Origin of the sequence: Streptomyces hirsutus, from assembly GCF_001418415.1 — a bacterium.
Classification (GTDB): domain Bacteria; phylum Actinomycetota; class Actinomycetes; order Streptomycetales; family Streptomycetaceae; genus Streptomyces; species Streptomyces hirsutus.
Genome location: NZ_LIQT01000190.1, coordinates 1 through 19,659, shown reverse-complemented (window position 1 = coordinate 19,659; position 19,659 = coordinate 1). Strand labels below are relative to the sequence as shown.

The following is a 19,659-nucleotide window of genomic DNA, read 5'->3' as shown; positions in this document are numbered from 1 at the left end:
GACGCCGCCGAGTCCCGCATCCGCGAGGCCGTCCCGATCGCCCGCGTGATCTACCTGGAGCCCGACGTCTACCGCGAGACCGAGGCCGCCAAGGGCGCCGACGCCGCGGCCACCCCGGGCGGCCCGGTCCCGACGGAGCACTGAGCCCGCCCCCGCCCGGCCCCACCGGCCGGCGGGGGCGGGCTCAGTGCTCCGTCGGGACCGGGCCGCCCGGGGTGGCCGCGGCGTCGGCGCCCTTGGCGGCCTCGGTCTCGCGGTAGACGTCGGGCTCCAGGTAGATCACGCGGGCGATCGGGACGGCCTCGCGGATGCGGGACTCGGCGGCGTCGATGGCGGCGGCGACCTTCGTGGCCGTGTCGTCGTGGTGTACGGCGATCTTCGCGGCGACCAGGAGTTCCTCGGGGCCGATGTGGAGGGTGCGCATGTGGATGATGCGGGTGACGGTGTCGCCGTCGACGAGGGCGGTCTCGATCTTCCGGGTCTCCTCGGCGCCCGCGGCCTCGCCGAGCAGCAGCGACTTCGTCTCGAGCGCGAGGACCACGGCGATCAGGATCAGCAGGACGCCGATGCAGAGGGTGCCGATGCCGTCCCAGACGCTGTCGCCGGTGAGCAGGGCCAGGCCGACGCCGCCGAGGGCGAGGACGAGGCCGACGAGGGCGCCGAGGTCCTCCAGGAGGACGACCGGCAGCTCGGGGGCCTTGGCGTGGCGGACGAACTCCTTCCAGGAGCGCTCGCCGCGCACCGCGTTGGACTCCTTGATGGCGGTGCGGAAGGAGAAGGTCTCGGCGATGATCGCGAAGACCAGCACGCCGACCGGCCAGTACCAGTGCGTCAGCTCGTGCGGGTTCTTGATCTTCTCGTAGCCCTCGTAGATGGCGAACAGGCCGCCGACGGAGAACAGCACGATGGAGACGAGGAAGGCGTAGATGTAGCGCTCGCGCCCGTAGCCGAAGGGGTGTTGCGGGGTGGCCTGCCGCTGGGCCCGCTTGCCGCCGACCAGCAGCAGTGCCTGGTTGCCGGAGTCGGCGACGGAGTGCACGGATTCGGCGAGCATCGACGAGGAGCCGCTGAAGAGGAACGCCACGAACTTCGCTACCGCGATCGCCGCGTTGGCGACGAGTGCCGCAACGATCGCCTTTGTTCCGCCTGACGCGCTCATGTGTCCGCGTTGTCCCTTCGTACGCCGTTCACGGGCCCGGGCGGGCGTCTTCGTACGCCGCCCGGGTGTTGTCCGTGCTGTAACGGGGGGACATTGTTGCAGCCCGACGGGGCAACGGGGGTCGGATCGGCGTCGTCCGGCGGTCAGGCGACGACCGTTGCCCTGAACAGAGTTCCCGTACCGGACACTTCGGCCTTTTCTCCTGCGGGGACGAACACGGAGGTGCCCGGGGACAGCTCGTGCTCGCCCGCGCGTACGGAGCCCGCCGTGCAGAGCAGGATCTGAGGGGTGGCCAGGGTGAGGTCGTGGGTGGCGCCGCCGGCGGGCAGGACGTAGCGGGAGAGCCGGAACTCATCGGTGGGGGTGTCGTAGAGCTCCTCGCCGTCCGGTGCGGCCTCCGGGCGCAGCACGCCGGGGTCGCGGGGCTCGAAGCGGACGATGCGCAGGAGTTCGGGGACGTCGACGTGCTTGGGGGTCAGTCCGCAGCGCAGGACGTTGTCGGAGTTGGCCATGATCTCGACGCCGAGGCCGTTCAGGTAGGCGTGCGGGACGCCGGCGCCGAGGTAGAGGGCCTCGCCGGGCTGGAGCCGGACGTGGTTGAGGAGCATGGCGGCGATGACGCCGGGGTCGCCCGGGTAGTGGTGGGCGATGGCGGCGTACGGGGCGTGGTCTCCGCCGAGGCGGTCGCAGGCGGCGGCCGCCTCGGTGACGGTGCGGGCCATCTCGTCCCGGTCGGCGGTGAGGATCGCGGTGAGGACCTCGCGCAGGGCCGCTTCCTCGGGCCGGGCGTGCAGCAGGTCGACGTACGGCTTGAGGGAGTCCACGCCGAGGGCGTCGAGCAGTTCGGCGGCGCGCAGCGGGTCGCGGAAGCCGCAGAGGCCGTCGAAGTCGGTGAGGGCGCAGACCAGTTCGGGCTTGTGGTTGGCGTCCTTGTAGGTGCGGTGCGCGGCGTCGGCGGGGACGCCGCGTCGTTCCTCGTCCGCGTAGCCGGCCTTCGCCTGGTCCAGGTCGGGGTGGACCTGGAGGGACAGCGGTGCGCCGGCGGCGAGGAGCTTGAGGAGGAAGGGCAGGCGTGGACCGAACTTCGCGACCGAGGCCGCGCCGAGTTCCCGCTCCGGGTCGGCGTCGATGACCTCGGCGAGGGTGCCCCGGCCGGTGCGCGAGGGCGCGCCGGGGTGGGCGCCCATCCACATCTCCGCCTGCGGCTCGCCGGTCGGTTCGACGCCGAGCAGCTGGGCTATGGCGGTGGTGGAACCCCAGGCATAGGGGCGGACGGTGTTGTCGAGGCGATCCATGGGGTTCTCTCTGGGTCGTTCGGCAGGTTCTCGGCGAAGGGCGGGACGAAGGAGCGGGACAAAGGGGCGGTCCACTCGGTCGTCCCTGTGGACGCGGCACGGTGGACGCTCTCGCTGAAGTCCTGCTCAGGGCATCCCGGGTGAGACTGTCCTCCGCATGATCAGGCTCTCGAAGTGAGCGCCAGGTAAACGGCGGCGAAATCCGTGACGGCGATCAGCTCGGCGAGGGTCTCCAGTTCGCCGCCCTCCTCCGGTTCGAGTTCGCTGATCGGCGTGTCGTGGCCGAGGGCCATCTCACGGGCGGCCGGGGCGGCGGTGAGGCCGCCGATCGGGCGGTCGCGGAGCAGCACCACGCGCGCGTGCAGGGCGGGGGCCTCCTCCACGCGGTCGCGGAAGAAGTCGTCCGGGTCGGCGCGGCCGGCGAGCGGGCCGGCCAGCAGGGCGCTGTGCGCGCCGAGCGCCTCGGGGAGTTCGGCGACGACGGCGGGGGTGCCGGACAGTTCCGCGAGCGCGGCGGCGAAGCGGCGGCCCGCCGGGCCGGCCGAGGTGCCCTCGGTCCACACGACGGGCAGCGCGTCGGCGAGTTCGGCGGCCAGGGTCTTGGCGGGGTTGCTGTAGGTGGCGAGGGCCGGGCCGCAGCGTTCGGCGATGCGGTCGAGGCGGTCGGCGACCTTCTCCAGGACGTCCGGCGGGGCGGTGAGCAGACCGACGCGGTCCAGGAGCGCGAGCAGCGGGGTGAGCAGCGCCCACAGAACTCCGGGGGCGGAGGCGGCGAGGGGTTCGTCCTGGTCGTAGGACGTGGTCGCCATGGGGACGAACAGGCCGTGGGAGCCGCTGACCGTGTCGGCGAGCGGGGTCCGGGCGGGGGCCACGGCGACGACGGTGCAGCCGCGGCGGTAGGCCTGCTCGGCGAGCAGGGACAGGCCCGGCTCGGTGCCGTCCGGGGTGGCGATCAGGAGCAGGTCCACGGAACCGGCCCAGCCGGGCAGTTCCCAGCGCAGCGCGCCCGCGACGGGGGCCACGCCGGTGGGCGCGAGCCGGGTGACGGGGCTGCCCGCGCCAGCGAGCGTGCCGAGGAGGTCGGCGGCCTGGGTGGCGGCCGCGCCGGGGCCCGCGATGAGGACGGCGCGGGGACGGCCGTCGGGTTTGAGGTCGTGGACACCGGCCTCGGCGGCATGCCGCGCGGCGGTGCGGACACAGGCGCCCGCCTCGGCGGCGCCGCGGAGCAGCCCGCGGCGGTCGGCCTCGGTGAGGCCCTCCGGTGAGTCGAGCAGCGATTCGTCGAGCATGGGGCGGCTGCCTCCGATCGGCGGGGCGTCGTACGGGGGGCGGCGGTACTCGGAGCGGCGGGTCGCTGGTGCGCAGGGTCGCCGGATCGTCGGTTACGCGGGGCGGCGGGCCTCGTCGACGAGGAGGACGGGGATGCCGTCGCGGACCGGGTACGCCAGGCCGCACTCCTGGCCGGTGCAGATCAGCTCGTTGTCCTGCTCCTCGAGGGAGGAGTGGCAGGCCGGGCAGGCGAGGATCTCCAGGAGGCCGGTTTCCAGCGGCATGGGTGGGTTCCCTTCGGACGGGCGTATGCGGATGTGCCTGGTCAGGGTACCGCCGGTGGGGACGCGGCGGACGGGCGGCGGCGGGCGGGTCCGGCGCCCCGGTCCGGCGGGGCTCGCGGTGGCCGTCGGCATGGGCCCCGGGCCCGACGTGGCCGGGCGTGCGGCGGCCGGTTCGTCCCGGCCGTCGCACGCCGTCGTACGCCGTCGTACGCCGTCGCACGGGGACGGTTCCCGGGCCGTCCACGGGCCGGATCAGCCTCGGATGACGGCCAGGGCCTCGTCGCGGATTCTGGCCATGGTGGCCTGGTCGCGGGCCTCCGCGTTCAGGCGGAGGAGGGGTTCCGTGTTGGAGGGGCGGACGTTGAACCACCAGTCGGCGGCGGTGACGGTGAGGCCGTCCAGTTCGTCCAGGGTGATGCCGTCGCGGTCCTCGTAGGCGGCCCTGATCGCGGCGAGGCGGGCCGCCTGGTCGTCGACCGTGGAGTTGATCTCGCCGGAGCCCGCGTAGCGGTCGTACTGGTCGACCAGGGCGGACAGGGCGCCCTGCTGGCCGCCGAGGGCGGCGAGGACGTGCAGGGCGGCCAGCATGCCCGTGTCGGCGTTCCAGAAGTCGCGGAAGTAGTAGTGCGCCGAGTGCTCGCCGCCGAAGATGGCGCCGCTGGTGGCCATCTCGGCCTTGATGAAGGAGTGGCCCACGCGGGTGCGTACCGGTGTGCCGCCGTTCTCCTCGACGACCTCCGGCACCGACCAGGAGGTGATCAGGTTGTGGATGATCGTGCCCTTGCCGCCGTTGCGGGCGAGTTCGCGGGAGGCGACCAGGGCGGTGATCACGGACGGGGAGACCGGCTCGCCTCGCTCGTCGACGACGAAGCAGCGGTCGGCGTCGCCGTCGAAGGCGAGGCCGAGGTCGGCGCCCTCTTCACGGACCCGCTGCTGCAGGTCGACGAGGTTGGCCGGGTCGAGCGGGTTGGCCTCGTGGTGGGGGAAGGTGCCGTCGAGTTCGAAGTACATCGGGACGACGGTGAGCGGCAGGCCGGCCAGGACGGTGGGGACGGTGTGCCCGCCCATGCCGTTGCCCGCGTCGACGACGACCTTCAGGTGCCGGACGGAGGCCAGGTCGACGAGGGAGCGCAGGTGTGCCGCGTAGTCGTCCAGCGTCTCGCGCCGGGTGACGGTTCCCGCCGTGGCGGCCGGCTCGGGGACCCCCGTCTCGCTCCACTTCTCGACGAGTTCGCGGATCTCCGTCAGGCCCGTTTCCTGGCCGACGGGCGCGGCGCCCGCGCGGCACAGTTTGATGCCGTTGTAGCGGGCCGGATTGTGCGAGGCGGTGAACATCGCGCCGGGCAGGTCCAGGGCGCCGGAGGCGTAGTAGAGCTGGTCCGTGGAGCAGAGGCCGATCTCGGTCACGTCGACGCCCTGGGCCGCGGCGCCGCGGGCGAAGGCGCCCGACAGGCCGGGCGAGGAGGGCCGCATGTCGTGCCCGGTGACGATGGCGCTCGCTCCGGTCACGCGCGCGAAGGCGGCGCCGAAGAGTTCGGCCAGGGACTCGTCCCACTGGTCGGGGACGATCCCGCGCACGTCGTACGCCTTGACGATCTGTGACAGATCAGCAGCCACGGCCAGCCCTCCGGAGGTCATGTCGGTCACCACAAACTACCCGCAGAGGATGACACTCCGCTGCGGGCAGTCCCGTGGTGACCGGCAGGCCCGTGCTTGGTGACCGGCCGGGATCATGCCCGTTGACCGGCCGGGATCGCGCCCGGTGACCGGTCGGCCCACCGGGCGCCGCCTCGGGTCAGGGCAGCATCCACCCGAGCACGAAGGTGCTCTGCCCCACCACGATCAGGCACATGACGAGCAGCAGGCCGAGGCTCCAGGGCAGCACCTTGCGCAGCAGGTCTCCTTCCTTGCCCGCCAGGCCGACGGCGGCGCAGGCGATGGTGAGGTTCTGCGGCGAGATCATCTTGCCGAGGACACCGCCCGAACTGTTGGCGGCCGCGAGCAGGTCGGGCGACAGTCCGGACTCCCGTGCGGCGGTCACCTGGAGGGCGCCGAAGAGCGCGTTGGCCGAGGTGTCCGAGCCGGTGACGGCGACGCCGAACCAGCCGAGGACGGGTGACAGGAAGGCGAGTCCGGCACCGGCGGCGGCCACGAAGTAGCCGATCGTCGCCGCCTGGCCGGAGAGGTTCATGACGTAGGCGAGCGCCAGGACCGAGGTCACCGTGAGGATCGCGAACCGCAGTTCGTACACGGTCGCGAGCCATTCCTTGAGCGCCACGCGCGCGTGCAGGCCGAGCACGACCGCGGTGGCCACGCCGGCGAACAGGACGAGGGTGCCGCCGGTGGAGACGATGGGCCAGGTGAACACGTTGGCCCCGACCGGTTCGCCGTTCGGCGCGGCGACGTCGAGAAGGGGCCAGTCGAACTTCTGGGTCGCCCCGGCCAGCCAGTCCTTGATCACCGGGATCTGCGCGAGGGAGAAGATCACCACGATCAGCGCGTACGGGGCGTACGCCCGCACGACCTCGCGGCGCGGGTCCTCCTCGTCCAGTTCCTCACTGCGCACACCGGTCAGCACGGAGGCGCGTACGGCCTCGGAGGCGGGCACGCGCGAGTGCGGTACGGCGACCAGGGCGCCCGCGCCGGCCATGGCCGCGGCGATGTCGGCGAGTTGCGCGGAGACGTAGTTGGAGGCGACGAACTGGGCGATGGCGAAGGCGGCTCCGCAGGCCACCGCGGGAATCCAGGTGTCCCGCAGCCCGCGCCGCCCGTCCACCAGCCAGACCAGCACCAGCGGCACCACGAGGGCGAGCAGCGGGGTCTGGCGGCCGACGACGGACGCCACCGAGTCCAGTGGCAGACCGGTCACCTGGGCGAGCGTGACGACCGGTGTGCCCATGGCCCCGAACGCCACCGGAGCGGTGTTGGCGACGAGCGCGACGACGGCGGCCCGGACCGGGTCGAAGCCGAGGGCCACGAGCATCACGGCGGAGATCGCGACGGGGGCTCCGAACCCGGCGAGCGCCTCCAGCAGTGCCCCGAAGCAGAAGGCGACGACCAGGGCCTGGATCCGCGGGTCGTCGGAGAGCCGTCCGAAGGAGCGGCGCAGGATGTCGAAGTGCTGGGTGCGGACCGTCATCCGGTACACCCACAGCGCGTTGACGACGATCCACATGATGGGGAAGAGGCCGAAGACCGCTCCCTGGGCGGCGCTGGAGAGCGTCTGGTCCAGAGGCATGCGGTAGGCCAGGCAGGCCACCAGAACGGCGCCTAACAGGCCGATCAGGCCCGCCAGGTGCGCTTTCATGCGCAGGCCGCCGAGCAGGACGAGCACGGTCACGAGGGGCAGCGCCGCCACGAGGGCGGACAGACCGAGTGAGCCGGCGACGGGTTCCAGTTCCTGGACGTACACGGACGCGCCTCCTGGATTCCGCAATGCGGAAGAAGATTCTCGCTACGTCCTCGGAATGGTCGTGTCCTCGACAAGCACGCGTCAATGGGCGTGCGGCACCTTACTCACGGGACAGGTGGGGCGGGAGGGAAGCAAGGGCCGACGCACACGGGCAACCGGCACGGCCGCGTGAACGGCCGCGCAGGAGAAGGCCGTTCAGGGCTCGGGCGTCATGGCCGGAGCGCGGTCGCCGGCGTCAGTTGTCGGGAGAGCGGAGCACGCGCAGGTGGCCGCGTCGCGCGACCTCCATCGGGTCCGCACCGCGTCCCGCACCGCCGGCCGACCGCTCCTGGGGGCGGGCCGCTTCACGCACCGCGTCCGCGAGCGCCTCGAGATCGTCTCCGCTGGGCCGCGCCGGGGCCGAACCGTCGAGCAGACGGACGACCTCCCAGCCGCGCGGCGCGGTGAGGCGCTCGGAGTGCTCGGCGCACAGGTCGTAGCAGTGGGGTTCGGCGTAGGTGGCGAGCGGGCCGAGGACCGCGGTCGAGTCGGCGTAGACGTACGTCAGCGTCGCGACGGCGGGACGGCCGCAAGCGGTGCGCGAACAGCGACGTACAGGGCTCACGATGTTGGACGGTACCGCACTCTTGAGCGGGCCGCGACGACTCCCCTCCTGTGCGTTCCCCCGTGTCGTGGCCTGAAAGGTCCCCTGCGCCCCGGTCGGCACACACCGTTTGACCTGCTCCGACGCTCTTGTTCGGAAGGTGTGCGGTTTTCCCTCCGGTCATCACTTGGTACAAACACCGTCAAATACCTTGAGATCACCGGCCCATGAAAGATATGGAATCGAGCCGAACCTTGGCCGGAATGGTCATGCGGCGACATGCCGATCCGGACGGCCCGCCACCGCGCCCCGACGCCGTACGGAGCGGTGCCCCGGCGCCGTGCGGGGGCCGGGAACCGAAGCGGGAGGGGAGCCGGGCGCCGAGCCGTGCGAGGTCGGGGTCCGGAAGCCGTGTGGGGGTCGGGCGCGTCGGACCGGCGGAGACTACGCTGCACCGTGATGGACACCCCTGTGACGCCCCGTGCCGCCGACCGCGGGCCCCGCCGTCGTGATCGCCACGGCCGGGGCATGCGCGGCCCGATCGCGCCGCCCCAGGTGCCGCTGGCCGCCAGCCGCGCGGAGACGTTCGCGGATCTGGTGCAGGACTCCGTGGAGCGGCTGGAGCGTCGGTGGCCGCAGCTGGCCGACATCGACTTCCTCGTGCTGGAGGTCCCCCGCCTGGACGCACCCGGAGCGGGGTGGAGCGACGAGCCGGTGCCGCTGGGCGGCACCGTGCCGACCCACGAGGGACACCCCGCCCGGGTCGTGGTCTACCGCCGGCCGGTGGAGATCCGCACCAAGGGGCGCGACGAGCGGGCGGCGCTGGTCCACGAGGTCGTCGTGGAGCAGGTCGCCGAACTGCTGGGACTGACGCCGGAGACCGTGGATCCCCGGTACGGCGAGGACTGACACGCCGAGGCCCGAGGCACCAGGGCCTGCCGCGCCAAGGCCCGAACGGCCGCCCCGGCGCCCGAGCGGAGTGAATCTTCCGTACGGGCGCCGGCGGTTCCTACCTCTGCAGGACCGACAGGTCCTCCTCCGTGTGCGGTACCGCCACCATGCCCCGGTCGTCGGGGAGGGTCTGGACGGTGAAGGCGGGGACGCCGTCGTCCGGGGCGGTGAGGGTCCGGGAGGCGTAGACGGGGGCGTCGTCCGACTCGGGCTCGACCGTCAGCGCGTACGTGCCCTCGACGTCGTCCGGGACCGGGACCTCGATGTTCTGGGTGGTACCGGCCTTGATCGTGTACGTCTCGGTCGCCGGCGTACCGCCCTCGCTGCCCGCGGACACGGTGACCCTGACCTTGGCGGCGCCCTCGGGCGCGGTCACGGCGAGGGTGCTCCCCTTGGCCGTGTTGTCGACGGACGTCGCCCGCAGGCCGACCTCGCGGGCCGCCGGGACGAAGGCCGACTCCTGGTCGTCGCCCTGGCCGCGCAGCACCCGGACGGCCGCCACGACGGGCACCGAGCGGTCCGTCGGCGTGAGGACCAGGGAGCCCGCCTCGCCGCGCGTGACGTCACCGAGGTCGACGGCGGTCGTCATCCCGCCCTTCACGTGCACCGTCTCGTTGCCGGCCGGTGTGATCAGCCCGGAGGGCGACGCGAGCTGCACCTTCAGGTCGGCGTCGACGTTGCCGGGGGTGAAGACGACCAGGCGTACGGCGGTGGCGTCCTCGGGGATGCCGGGCAGGACCAGGCTGCCCGCCGGATCGGCCGACGCGGCCAGCCAGTCACCGCCGAGCGAGTCGTCCAGGGCCTGCACGGCCGCGCCGACCCGCCCGCTGCGCACGACGACGTGGACCGTCACATCGGTCTGCTCCTCGTCGGTGAGCGTGGACAGCAGCACCGGTTCGGAGGAGTGCGGCTTGACCGTGATGCCCTCCCCCACCTCGGTCTCGAGGGCGCCGTCCTTGCCGTAGACCTCGATGTCCACGACGGCGGCGGAGCCGTCGGGGTTGGTCAGGTGGACGTAGTCGGTGCGCTCGGTCGCGGTGCTCGCACCGGGGAACCAGAATTCCGTGTCCGGGGCGGTGCAGGTGACGCCCTGGAGGCCCCGGCCGGTGCCCGCGGCGACCTCGGTGGTCTGCTGCACGGTCCAGCCGGGAGCGAAGCGGCCCTCGGCGGTGCCGAGGAGCGCGGGCGCCTCGCCCCCGGAGGTGTCCGCGGTGACCGGCTTGCCGGGCTCCTTCTTGTGCTCCAGCACCGGCTTCTCGGGCTTCGCGGACGCGGCGGCCTCCTCCCCGCCGTCGTCCTCCCCGCCGTCGTCCCCCCCGTTCTCCTTTTCGCTCTCCTTCTCGTTCTCCTCCGTGCCTTGCTCCGCGGGCCGTCCCGCGGTGGCCGGCCGGAGTTCGGCGCTGCCCTCGTTCTCCGTGCCCTTCGTGACGGGCGTGAAGGACGTGTACGTCGTCTCGGCGAGGTCGGAGGTGCTGGGTGTGGGGCACAGCAGGCTCGAGCGTTCCACGGGCAGGCGGGCCGCCGCCGTCGCGACGCCGTCGTCCGCGGCCGTGGGGTCCGGCGCGGTCAGGACGGCGAAGCCGGTGACGGCGGCGAGTGCGGTGGCTCCCGCGATCAGGGACAGGGTGGTGCGGTTCACTGCTGGCTCCCGTCGGAACGCTCACTGCCCGGCTGCGGGCGGTGCGGCTGCTCGGGGTCGTACGACGCGTCGTAGCCCTGCGCGTAGGTCTGGTCGTAGCCGTCGTAACCCTGTCCGTACGCCGACGGGTCGTACGTCGTCGGGTTGTACGTCGTCGGGTTGTACGTCGGGTCGTACTGCGGCTGCTGGGGCGTTCCCTCGTAGGCGTACGGGCCGCCCGGACCGTCCTGGCCGCCCTGGTACGGGTCCGCCTGGTAGGGCTGTCCGTAGCCGTCCGGCGCGTACTGCTGCTCCTGCTGCTGCTCCTGCTGCGACGGGGGCTGCTGCTGTCCCTGCGGGTACGGGGCGGCGGCGGTGTAGGCGCCGTCGTACTCGGGGTTCGGATCCGGGGTCGGATCCGGGTAGCTCGACGCGTCCCATTCGTCGTAGGGCCGCTGCTGCGGAATGGCCACGGGCTCCGGCGGGGCGTCGAATCCGTCGGCCGCGCCGTCGCCCGTGTCGTCGGCCACGTCCCCGTCCGCACCGCGGCCCGTGCGCGCCTCCTCGGCGGCCGCGGCTTCCGCCTCCGCCTCGGCCTGGGCGCGCAGACGGCGGGCGCGGCGGCCGTCGCCGACGAGTGCCTCGTCGGGGACGGCCGGTTCCTCGGGCAGGTCGTCGTCGATGTCACGGCGCCGGCCGGGCAGCGCGAGCACGACGAGGACGACGGCGAGCAGGCCCTGCGCCCACAGCCAGGCGGTGTGGGTGAACTGCTCCTCGTAGGTGACGGCCAGCCGTCCGCCGGTGGCGGGGAGCTGGAAGCCCTGGGCCCAGCCGTCGACCGTGGTGCGGGTCAGCGGCTTGCCGTCGAGGGTGGCGGTCCAGCCGTCGGCCGCGGCGTCGGCCAGGCGCAGGACGCGTCCCTCGGCGCCGTCGGGGATCTCGGTGCTGATCTCGACCGGTCCGGCGGCCACGGCCTGCGGCTCGTCCTCGCCGTCCTTGGCGGGGACGATGGTCGCCCGGGACACGTTCTGGTCGACGCGCCACAGCGCGCCGCCCGCCTGCTGGCTGAGCCGGGTCAGGCCGGGCGTGGCGTCCAGGACGCGGGTGACGTCGCGGGGCGCGCCCGGGTGGACGAGGACGTAGCGCACCGCGAACCCGCCAAGCTGGTCGGCCTGGTCGGCGCCGGAGCCGGCGACGAGGTTGGCGACGACCTTGTCGAGCCCGGTGTTCACACCGGCCGAGGCCGTGATCTCGGCATCGCCCATCCGGGCACCGGAGCCGCGGACCAGCACGTAGTCGACACGGGCGACGGAGTCGCTGTCCAGGACGAGGGTGCGGGCCTGGTCGCGGGTTCCGCTCTCCTCGGCGACGAACGCGGGCACCTGCACGGGATCGCGCCGCTCGAGCGGTCCGTCGGCGCCGCGGAGCACCCAGCCGGCGGCGGCCAGCAGCGGGCCGACCGCGCAGGCGAGGGCGATCAGCACGGCGACCGGCTGGCGCCAGCCGAAGCTCTGCTCGGCGACCCGTGAGCGCGCCCCGTCGGCGCCGAGCGCGGCCGCGGCCAGCAGGGCGATGCCGTAGACGAGCGTCGCGGGCCCGGCCCAGGTGGAGCCGTTGGACAGGACCGCGAAGACGAGTCCGACCAGGGCCGCCGCCCAGGCGGCGCGGATGGCGAGCAGACGCTCGGAGCGGAGCAGGGCCGCGAGGGCGGCGAGCACGATGCCGATGAGCACCGGCCCGCCGACCGCACCGGGGCCGCCGGGGCTCGCGCCGAGCAGGTCGAGGGCGGAGGCGGCGGAGGCGCCGTACTCCAGGCCCGCCTCCTGGAAGAAGCCGAACGGGAGCAGCGTCAGCGACCAGGGGGCGAGGACCAGCAGCGGGGTGCCGAACTGGGCCAGGAAGCGGAGCCCGTACGCCGGGAGGTCGGACCTGCGCAGGGCGAGGACGCCGAGGCCGAGGACCAGGGCGATGGGCCAGACGATCGGGGTGAACGCGGTGGCGAGGGTCAGCAGCAGCGCGTACGCCCAGGTCGCGCGCCAACTGCCGCAGACGCCGGGGAGGCCGGTGAGTCCGCTCGCGGCGATGCCCGCACGGGCGATCAGCGGCAGCAGTACGGCGAGCACGGCGGTGCCGATCCGGCCGCCGGCGAGGGCGCCCGCTACGGCGGGCAGGAAGGCGTAGGCGATCGCGGCCCAGGCGCGCAGCAGCCGGGATTCGACGAGCGGGCGGGAGGCGAAGTAGGCGCTGAAGCCGGCCAGCGGCACCGAACCGATGAGCAGGACCGTCACGGCGAGCCCGGTCGAGCCGAGCATCAGGGCGGCCAGGGACGCCATGACGGCGAGGTAGGGGGGTGCGGAGCCGGTGCCGCCGGCGCCCACCGCGTGCCAGGTGTCCGTGTACCGCGCCCACAGCTCGCCGGAACCGGCGGGGGCGGGCAGCAGGGCGCCGCCCGCGAGCGCGCCGCTGCCGAGGAGGGCGCGGCAGGCCGCGAGGGAGACGAGCAGCAGGAGCAGGAAGAGCACCGGGCCGGGTTTGCGGGCGATCCGCTTGAGCCGGGCGAACTGCTCGACCTCGATGAAGTCGGCGTCGTCCCCGCCGGGTCCGGACTCGACGGCGCCGCCGTGCCGTCCGGCGCCGGTGGTGGCCTCGGGGTCGGAGCGGCCGACGAGGTCGCCCGCGACCTGTTCGACGGTGACGCGGATGGTCGCGCCGGGGGGCGGGAACAGGGCCCGCAGTTCGCCCTTGTCGATCTGCGGGCTGCCGCGGCGACGGCGTCCGGCGAGGATGCGTTCGGGTCGCAGCAGGGTGCCCACGAGGCCGCGTATCTCGTCGACGGCCTGTCCCGGGACCTTGCCGACGAGATAGGCGAAGGTCCGCAGCACGGTTCCGAGGACGAGCCGCAGCAGTACCCAGGGCAGTGTCGCGGTACGGGTGTTGACGAGCAGGGTGTGGACGGCGCCCGCCTTGTCCACCTTGTGCGGGGAGGCGGCGGTGCGGCCCACGCAGTCGACGGCGCGGCGCTCGCGGGAGGCGGCCTCGGCGTGCCGTACGACCGCGTCGGGGGCGACGAGCACCCGGTGGCCCGCCGTGTGCGCGCGCCAGCACAGGTCGACGTCGTCCCGCATCAGGGGCAGATGCCGGTCGAATCCGCCGAGTTCGTCGAAGACGTCGCGGCGGATCAGCATGCCGGCGGTGGACACCGACAGAACGGACCGGACCTGGTCGTGCTGGCCCTGGTCCTGTTCGCGGCGGTCCAGGCCGGTCCAGCGGCGGCCGGAGTTGGCGATGGAGACGCCGACCTCCAGCAGTTGCCGGCGGTCGTACCAGCCGCGGAGCTTGGGGCCGACGACGGCGACGTCGTCACGGCCGAGTTCGTACTCGTTCTCCACGACGCCCAGCAGCCGGGCCAGCGCGTCGGGTTCGGGGGCGCAGTCGTCGTGCAGCAGCCACAGCCACTGGACCGGCTCCCCGTGCGGGAGGTCGGGCAGGTCGTACGCGTCGTCGTGCCAACTGCGCGTGACCGGGTCCCAGCCGCTGGGCCGCTTCAGGTAGGGCAGGTCGTCCGGGGTGAGGTGCGGCGCGGCACGATGGCACTCCTCGACGGCCTGGCCGAAGCCGGTGCGCCGGGCGAGGTGCAGGACGTGGTCGTCGCCGAGGGCTTCGCCGACCAGCCGGGCGGAGTCGTCCGCGCTGCCGGTGTCGGCTCCCATGGCGAACTGGACGGGGCGTTCCTGGCCGAGTAGCCCGGCGAGCGCGTCGGGCAGCCAGCGGGCTCCGTCATGGGAGACGAGGACCGCGGTCACCACATGACGCGGGAACTCTGGTGCGGCAGCGGCGTCTTGACGGGCTGCCGGGTGACTGTGCACGGACATCGAGGTACGGGCCCCGGTTCAGTGGACTGTGGGGGACGCCCGTGCCCGGTGGGGGCGGCGTGGCGTCTCGGACGAGCAACCACACTATCGGCTGGGCGACAAGGCGGCCCGCCGCCTGTGGACAACCCACACGCGACGGGCCGTAAGCCGTATATGCCGGACACATGCGCACACCCGGCGCACAGGACGTACGCGCGGACAAGGCGCGCATACGGACGCGGCGAACAAGGCGCGCGAGGGAGGGGCGTGAGCGAAGTGCCACCCCTCAGATGGCGGCCTTCTTCAGTCGGCGGCGCTCCCGCTCGGACAGGCCGCCCCAGATGCCGAAGCGTTCGTCGTTGGCGAGGGCGTACTCGAGGCACTCGGAGCGGACCTCGCAAGCGAGGCAGACCTTCTTGGCCTCCCGGGTGGAACCGCCCTTCTCGGGGAAGAAGGACTCGGGGTCGGTCTGGGCGCACAGCGCGCGCTCCTGCCAGCCGAGTTCCTCGTCCGCGTCGTCGACCAGCAGTTGCTGCACCAGCTCCGTCATGTGCGCCCCTCGTCCGTCTTTCGCGTCCCCGTGATGCTGCCGTTACCGATTCCGGCCGAACGACACGAGTGAAATTACAAGTGCGCCGATCCGGGCGAGTCAAGCCGAGATCTGCTATTGGCCCCCTTATTCACTCTGCGGAACCAAGCCCGAGCCGAAAGTGTTCAAATCGCCATAAACGTTGACACATCGGCGGGCGGCACGAGCAACTCGCCCCGCGCACACCGTTCACGGAGTGAGACGCCCGGTCGATCGATCTCGTTGACACACCACCGCCGCAGCGACCCGGGTCACATTCGGATCACAGGACCGCAACGGCACTTGTGCGCTCGACCATGTGCGCCTTGTGTCCCCGGAATCACGTGAGCAAACCTTTCGCCCCGCAGTGAACCGGATGGGGTGAACCGTGCCCACGATCCGTGGGTCGAGTTGACACTGGAGGCATGAGCCGCTGTCCTTGAGGGCATGCTCGCGAACTCGGCACTCACCTCGACCCGCTCCGCCGGGTCCCTCGGTGCTGCCCGCGCTCGCTGTAGCTGTCGCTGTTTCGGTTGTTGAGCCCAACGCGCTCCTGCCCTTCGGGTCACCCTCGATCCGACCTCTGTTTCTTCTGCTCTCATCAGGGCACTTCCCGCCGCCGTCCGTGACCCGGACACCCGCGGCACCTCGTCCCCGGCAGGCCGGTTCCCCACCGGGCCTCGTCCAGTGGCCCCACCGACTGCTTCCCGACCGCTTCTCCGCCGAGGAACCACCGCATCCATGAACAGCGACAGCGACCTCCAGATCGCCGGCGACATCCTCGAAGTACCGCACCTCCTGCAGCCCCCGCGCGAGCACCCGGCGACCGTGGCCGAGTTCGTCGGTCTGGCCCGCTCCCTCGCCGCCGACCGGTCCCGGTGGGAGCACCTGGTGCGCTACGACGCGAGCAGCCGCTGGTACCACCGGCTGCTCACCGTTCCCCGGGCTCCCGGCTCCGCTCGAGCGGGGGAGACCCCGGCCGGCTACGAGGTGTGGCTGCTGTCCTGGGTGCCCGGCCAGGGCAGCGGACTGCACGACCACGGCCGCTCCTCCGGTGTCCTGACCGTCCTGGACGGCGTCCTCACCGAGCGCACCGAACGCGGCATCCGCACGCTGACGGCGGGCACGGAGCGGGTGTTCGCTCCGGGCTACGCGCACGAGGTCGTCAATGACACGCTGGAGCCGGCGGTCAGCCTGCACGTGTACTACCCGGGCCTGACCGAGATGCCGATGCACCCGGCCGTCCCGCACTGCGAGGCGCGTACGGAGCCCCGGACGCTCACCGCCTGACCCACCCCTCTGCGCGCCCCTGCCCGGACGCGTGCGTGCCCCCGCACCTGAGCCCGTGCGCGACCCCGTGTGTGACCGACCGCCGGACACGGTGCCGCGGCCCGCCCTGCGGCTGACAGACTGTTTCCATGCGCATTGTGGTTCTGGCAGGCGGCATCGGCGGTGCCCGTTTCCTTCGCGGTCTGAAGCGGGCCGTGCCGGACGCGGACATCACGGTCATCGGCAACACCGGGGACGACATCCACCTCTTCGGGCTGAAGGTCTGCCCGGACCTCGACACGGTGATGTACACCCTCGGCGACGGCATCGACGAGGAGCGGGGCTGGGGGCGGACCGACGAGAGCTTCCGGCTCAAGGAGGAGCTAGCGGCGTACGGCGTCGGCCCGGGGTGGTTCGGGCTCGGCGACCGGGACTTCGCCACGCACATCGTGCGGACGCAGATGCTCGCCGCCGGCTATCCGCTGAGCGCGGTGACGGAGGCCCTCTGCGACCGCTGGCAGCCGGGCGTCCGGCTGATTCCGATGACCGACGACCGCGTGGAGACCCATGTCGCCGTCACCCTGCCCGCCGACGACCCGGCAGCGGGGCCGTCGGCGGGTCCCGGAGCCGGGTCCGGAGCCGGGGAGACCCCGCCGGGCTCCGCGGCGGGCTCCGGTGTGCGCAAGGTGATCCACTTCCAGGAGTACTGGGTGCGGCTGCGGGCGTCGGTCCCGGCCGAGGCGGTGGTGCCGGTCGGCGCGGATCAGGCGAAGCCGGCGCCGGGTGTGCTGGAGGCGATCGCCGCCGCCGACGTGATCCTCTTCCCGCCGTCCAACCCGGTCGTCTCCATCGGCACGATCCTCGCCGTCCCCGGCATCCGGGAGGCGATCGCCGAGGCGGGCGTGCCGGTGGTCGGCCTGTCGCCGATCGTCGGCGACAAGCCCGTGCGCGGCATGGCCGACAAGGTGCTCGCGGCGGTCGGCGTCGAATCCACGGCGTGGGCGGTGGCCGAGCACTACGGCTCGGGCCTGCTGGACGGCTGGCTGGTCGACACCGTCGACGCGGCCGGCGTGGAGCGCATCGAGGAGGCGGGGATCCGCTGCCGGGCCGTGCCCCTGATGATGAGCGACGCCGACGCCACCGCGCGGATGGCCCGGGAGGCGCTGGCACTCGCGGAGGAGGTGCGGGCGGTATGAACGGCACGCGCGTGCACGACGACGGCGTCCCCGCGGGCGGCGCGGCGTCCGACGGGTACCGGGTGTGGGCCGTCGCGGGACTGCCCGAGGTCCGGCAGGGAGACGACCTCGCGAAGCTGATCGCGGCCGCGGAGCCGGGGCTGGCCGACGGGGACGTGCTGCTCGTCACCTCCAAGATCATCTCCAAGGCGGAGGGCCGGATACTGGAGGCCTCCGACCGGGAGGCCGCGATCGACGCGGAGACGGTACGGGTGGTGGCCCGGCGCGGCCCCCTGCGCATCGTCGAGAACCGGCAGGGCCTCGTCATGGCCGCGGCCGGGGTCGACGCCTCCAACACGCTCCCCGGCACGGTGCTGTTGCTCCCCGAGGATCCGGACGCGTCCGCGCGGGCGATCCGCGAAAGCCTGCGGGACGCCCTCGGGGTCACGGTCGGGGTGCTCGTCACCGACACCTTCGGACGCCCCTGGCGGACGGGTCTGACGGACGTCGCGATCGGCGCCGCGGGCGTCCACGTCCTGGACGACCTGCGCGGCCTGTACCGGAAGGCGCTCGAGACCCTGCCGGAGTGCGGCCCGTGCCCGTGAGCGAACGGCAGCTCGCCGCCTTCGCCGACACCCACGCCTGGCGCGTCCCGTTCGACACCAGTCCGCGCCACCTGGCCGGCCCCGGCGACGGCCGGCACGTCACCCACGGCCTGGCCGCGGCCGGATGGACACGCACGTCCGACCCGCTGAGCCCCGAGATCGTACTGACGAGCCCGGACCACCGGCACAGCCTGCAGTTCGACCCGCAGTCCGCCACCGCCGCTCGGTGGCGGCTGCGGGCCGAGCCCACCGACACCGAACCGGGCTGGTACGCCGAATTCGGCGAACTCGTCCCCGCCGAGATCCTCAGCGCTGTCACCGATGCCCTCGTCACCCCCTCGACCGCCGAGCCACGAACTCCCCTGGACGCGGCGGACACCGCAGGCTGGCTCATCGACGCACGCGGTGCGGCCAGTTCGCCGGACGCCGCGTGCCGCGTCGAACGACGCCCCGAACGGAACGCCGCCGTGTCCTGGCACGTGGAGGCGCACGAGCCCGGACACGGTCCCCGCGGCCCCCGGCTGTGGCACGCCTGGTTCGATGCCCGGACGCCCACCCGCCTGGTGGACGCCTTCGTCACCGCACTCGCCGACCCCTCCCCGCTCCAGCGCGGCATGTACGACCGCACCGCGCACGGCGCCGTGCAGGAGCCAAGCCCCCTGTCCCCGCAGCACGTGGTCGACGCACACACCGAGCGACTCCTCGCCCTTCGTGCCCGGACCCGTGCGGCCCGGCGGCGCCCTCGGCCCGAGACGGCCAAGACCCCCGCTCCGCCGCCATCCCCGCCTGCCTCCCTGCGACGCTGAGCGCCGAACGGGACTCCGAACATCACCGCCCCTCAAGGACCCGTCATTTCCGCCATCCCCGCCTCCCACCGCGCCGCGCTGAAGCAGCTCTCCGCCTTCCTCCGTGAGAGCACCTGCATCCTGGCCAACTGGGACTACTACTCCGAAGAGAACACCGACCTCGACGGCTGGCCGTTCGACGAGCACGCCTACGGCCTCCGACAGCGCCAGCGCGACCGCGAGACCGCCGAAGCATTCGAGGCCGTCCGCCCCACCGCACGTCAACTCCTCGCCACCGCAGAAGAACAACTCGCCCAACTGCCCGCCCGCGCGGTCCAGACCCGCTGGGCCTGGCAGCTCGGCACCCTGCGCGACGTGCTCGACCGCCTGGACACCCTGCACCAGGAGTGGCAGCAGACCTGCGCCGGCCTCCCCCTCACCGCCCGGCCCGGCACGCCGAGGTACGACGACGCGCTCGCCGACCACGACGCCGAGGCATGGAGCTACCTCGACGACTGGGCCACCCATGGCCACGCCGTCATCGACATCAACACCACTGCCCGCAGCATCCCGTCGCCCCTGGTCCCGCAGCCGATAGCGAAGTCGACGCCCCTGTCCAGCCGAACCACCCCGGTACGGAGGTAGTGGCGCCCCTACCTCCCGAGACCATCGACCCGAACCGCATCACACGGACCGAGGCGAACGTGCCTGTCGACCTGATCGCCTTCACCCTGGAGAACCGCATCCGCACACTCGCCACCCGCCATGGCGTACCTCCAGCGGCCCCGAGCACCCCACGATGCCCGCCTGCCCACCCGAGCCGCACCCGCTGACC

General features: G+C 73.1%; 15 protein-coding genes and 2 pseudogenes. 7 read left to right on the top strand and 10 right to left on the bottom strand.

Annotated features, from left to right (window positions below; all coding sequences use genetic code 11):
• A pseudogene (locus AOK11_RS44930) lies at window positions 1-144 on the top strand (cation diffusion facilitator family transporter); the annotation flags it as partial.
• A gap of 40 nt (window positions 145-184) precedes the next feature.
• Here the strand turns inward: AOK11_RS44930 and AOK11_RS15240 are convergent.
• The 7 genes from AOK11_RS15240 to AOK11_RS15215 all read right to left on the bottom strand — a co-directional run bounded on the left by AOK11_RS15240 (window position 185) and on the right by AOK11_RS15215 (window position 8,125).
• The gene (locus tag AOK11_RS15240; RefSeq protein ID WP_055594252.1) at window positions 185-1,159 is read right to left on the bottom strand and encodes a cation diffusion facilitator family transporter; all 975 of its coding nucleotides are present in this window, start codon (window positions 1,157-1,159) and stop codon (window positions 185-187) included.
• A 143-nt stretch (window positions 1,160-1,302) separates the two neighbouring features.
• The gene (manA, locus tag AOK11_RS15235; RefSeq protein WP_055594251.1) at window positions 1,303-2,454 is read right to left on the bottom strand and encodes a mannose-6-phosphate isomerase, class I; all 1,152 of its coding nucleotides are present in this window, start codon (window positions 2,452-2,454) and stop codon (window positions 1,303-1,305) included.
• Window positions 2,455-2,615: 161 nt separating this feature from the next.
• Entirely contained in the window at window positions 2,616-3,743 is a 1,128-nt protein-coding gene (locus AOK11_RS15230; protein WP_055594250.1) for an SIS domain-containing protein, read from the bottom strand.
• A 93-nt stretch (window positions 3,744-3,836) separates the two neighbouring features.
• Window positions 3,837-4,007 (bottom strand): Trm112 family protein, encoded by a 171-nt coding sequence (locus AOK11_RS39920; RefSeq protein ID WP_079034855.1) that lies wholly within the window; start codon window positions 4,005-4,007, stop codon window positions 3,837-3,839.
• Between the two features lie 252 nt (window positions 4,008-4,259).
• Window positions 4,260-5,624: a phosphomannomutase/phosphoglucomutase gene (locus tag AOK11_RS15225; RefSeq protein WP_055594255.1), complete on the bottom strand. Its 1,365-nt coding sequence runs from the start codon at window positions 5,622-5,624 to the stop codon at window positions 4,260-4,262.
• Window positions 5,625-5,802: 178 nt separating this feature from the next.
• Window positions 5,803-7,419: an L-lactate permease gene (locus tag AOK11_RS15220; protein ID WP_055594249.1), complete on the bottom strand. Its 1,617-nt coding sequence runs from the start codon at window positions 7,417-7,419 to the stop codon at window positions 5,803-5,805.
• A gap of 235 nt (window positions 7,420-7,654) precedes the next feature.
• The gene (locus AOK11_RS15215) at window positions 7,655-8,125 is read right to left on the bottom strand and encodes a DUF3499 domain-containing protein (RefSeq protein ID WP_079034854.1); all 471 of its coding nucleotides are present in this window, start codon (window positions 8,123-8,125) and stop codon (window positions 7,655-7,657) included.
• Window positions 8,126-8,461: 336 nt separating this feature from the next.
• Here AOK11_RS15215 and AOK11_RS15210 point away from each other — a divergent pair, with 336 nt between their 5' ends.
• Window positions 8,462-8,911 carry a metallopeptidase family protein gene (locus tag AOK11_RS15210; protein ID WP_107098590.1) on the top strand — a complete coding sequence of 150 codons (450 nt, stop codon included), beginning with the start codon at window positions 8,462-8,464 and terminating at the stop codon, window positions 8,909-8,911.
• 100 nt (window positions 8,912-9,011) lie between these two features.
• Here the strand turns inward: AOK11_RS15210 and AOK11_RS15205 are convergent, their stop codons facing one another.
• The 3 genes from AOK11_RS15205 to AOK11_RS15195 form a co-directional block, all read right to left on the bottom strand.
• Window positions 9,012-10,592 carry a DUF5719 family protein gene (locus AOK11_RS15205; protein WP_055594247.1) on the bottom strand — a complete coding sequence of 527 codons (1,581 nt, stop codon included), beginning with the start codon at window positions 10,590-10,592 and terminating at the stop codon, window positions 9,012-9,014.
• On the bottom strand, window positions 10,589-14,443 hold the full coding sequence (locus AOK11_RS15200) for a glycosyltransferase (protein ID WP_079034852.1): 3,855 nt from the start codon (window positions 14,441-14,443) through the stop codon (window positions 10,589-10,591). The genes AOK11_RS15205 and AOK11_RS15200 overlap by 4 nt, the downstream gene beginning before the upstream one ends.
• 265 nt (window positions 14,444-14,708) lie before the next feature.
• Window positions 14,709-14,972, bottom strand: a complete 264-nt coding sequence (locus AOK11_RS15195; protein ID WP_010986447.1) for a WhiB family transcriptional regulator — start codon at window positions 14,970-14,972, stop codon at window positions 14,709-14,711.
• A 759-nt stretch (window positions 14,973-15,731) separates the two neighbouring features.
• On the opposite strand from AOK11_RS15195, the gene AOK11_RS15190 reads away from it, so the two are divergent.
• From AOK11_RS15190 to AOK11_RS44925, 5 genes and pseudogenes are all read left to right on the top strand, one after another.
• A complete protein-coding gene (locus tag AOK11_RS15190) occupies window positions 15,732-16,280 on the top strand; it encodes a cysteine dioxygenase (protein WP_055594245.1) in 549 nt (182 codons plus the stop codon).
• Window positions 16,281-16,408: 128 nt separating this feature from the next.
• Window positions 16,409-17,455: a 2-phospho-L-lactate transferase gene (locus AOK11_RS15185; protein ID WP_063793480.1), complete on the top strand. Its 1,047-nt coding sequence runs from the start codon at window positions 16,409-16,411 to the stop codon at window positions 17,453-17,455.
• Window positions 17,452-17,988, top strand: a pseudogene (gene cofE / locus AOK11_RS41810) (coenzyme F420-0:L-glutamate ligase); the annotation flags it as partial. The gene AOK11_RS15185 and the pseudogene cofE, both read left to right, overlap by 4 nt.
• A 41-nt stretch (window positions 17,989-18,029) precedes the next feature.
• Window positions 18,030-18,845, top strand: a complete 816-nt coding sequence (locus AOK11_RS15175) for an SPDY domain-containing protein (RefSeq protein ID WP_055594253.1) — start codon at window positions 18,030-18,032, stop codon at window positions 18,843-18,845.
• 354 nt (window positions 18,846-19,199) lie between these two features.
• Window positions 19,200-19,469 (top strand): hypothetical protein, encoded by a 270-nt coding sequence (locus tag AOK11_RS44925; protein ID WP_240497356.1) that lies wholly within the window; start codon window positions 19,200-19,202, stop codon window positions 19,467-19,469.
• Window positions 19,470-19,659: the final 190 nt, after the last annotated feature.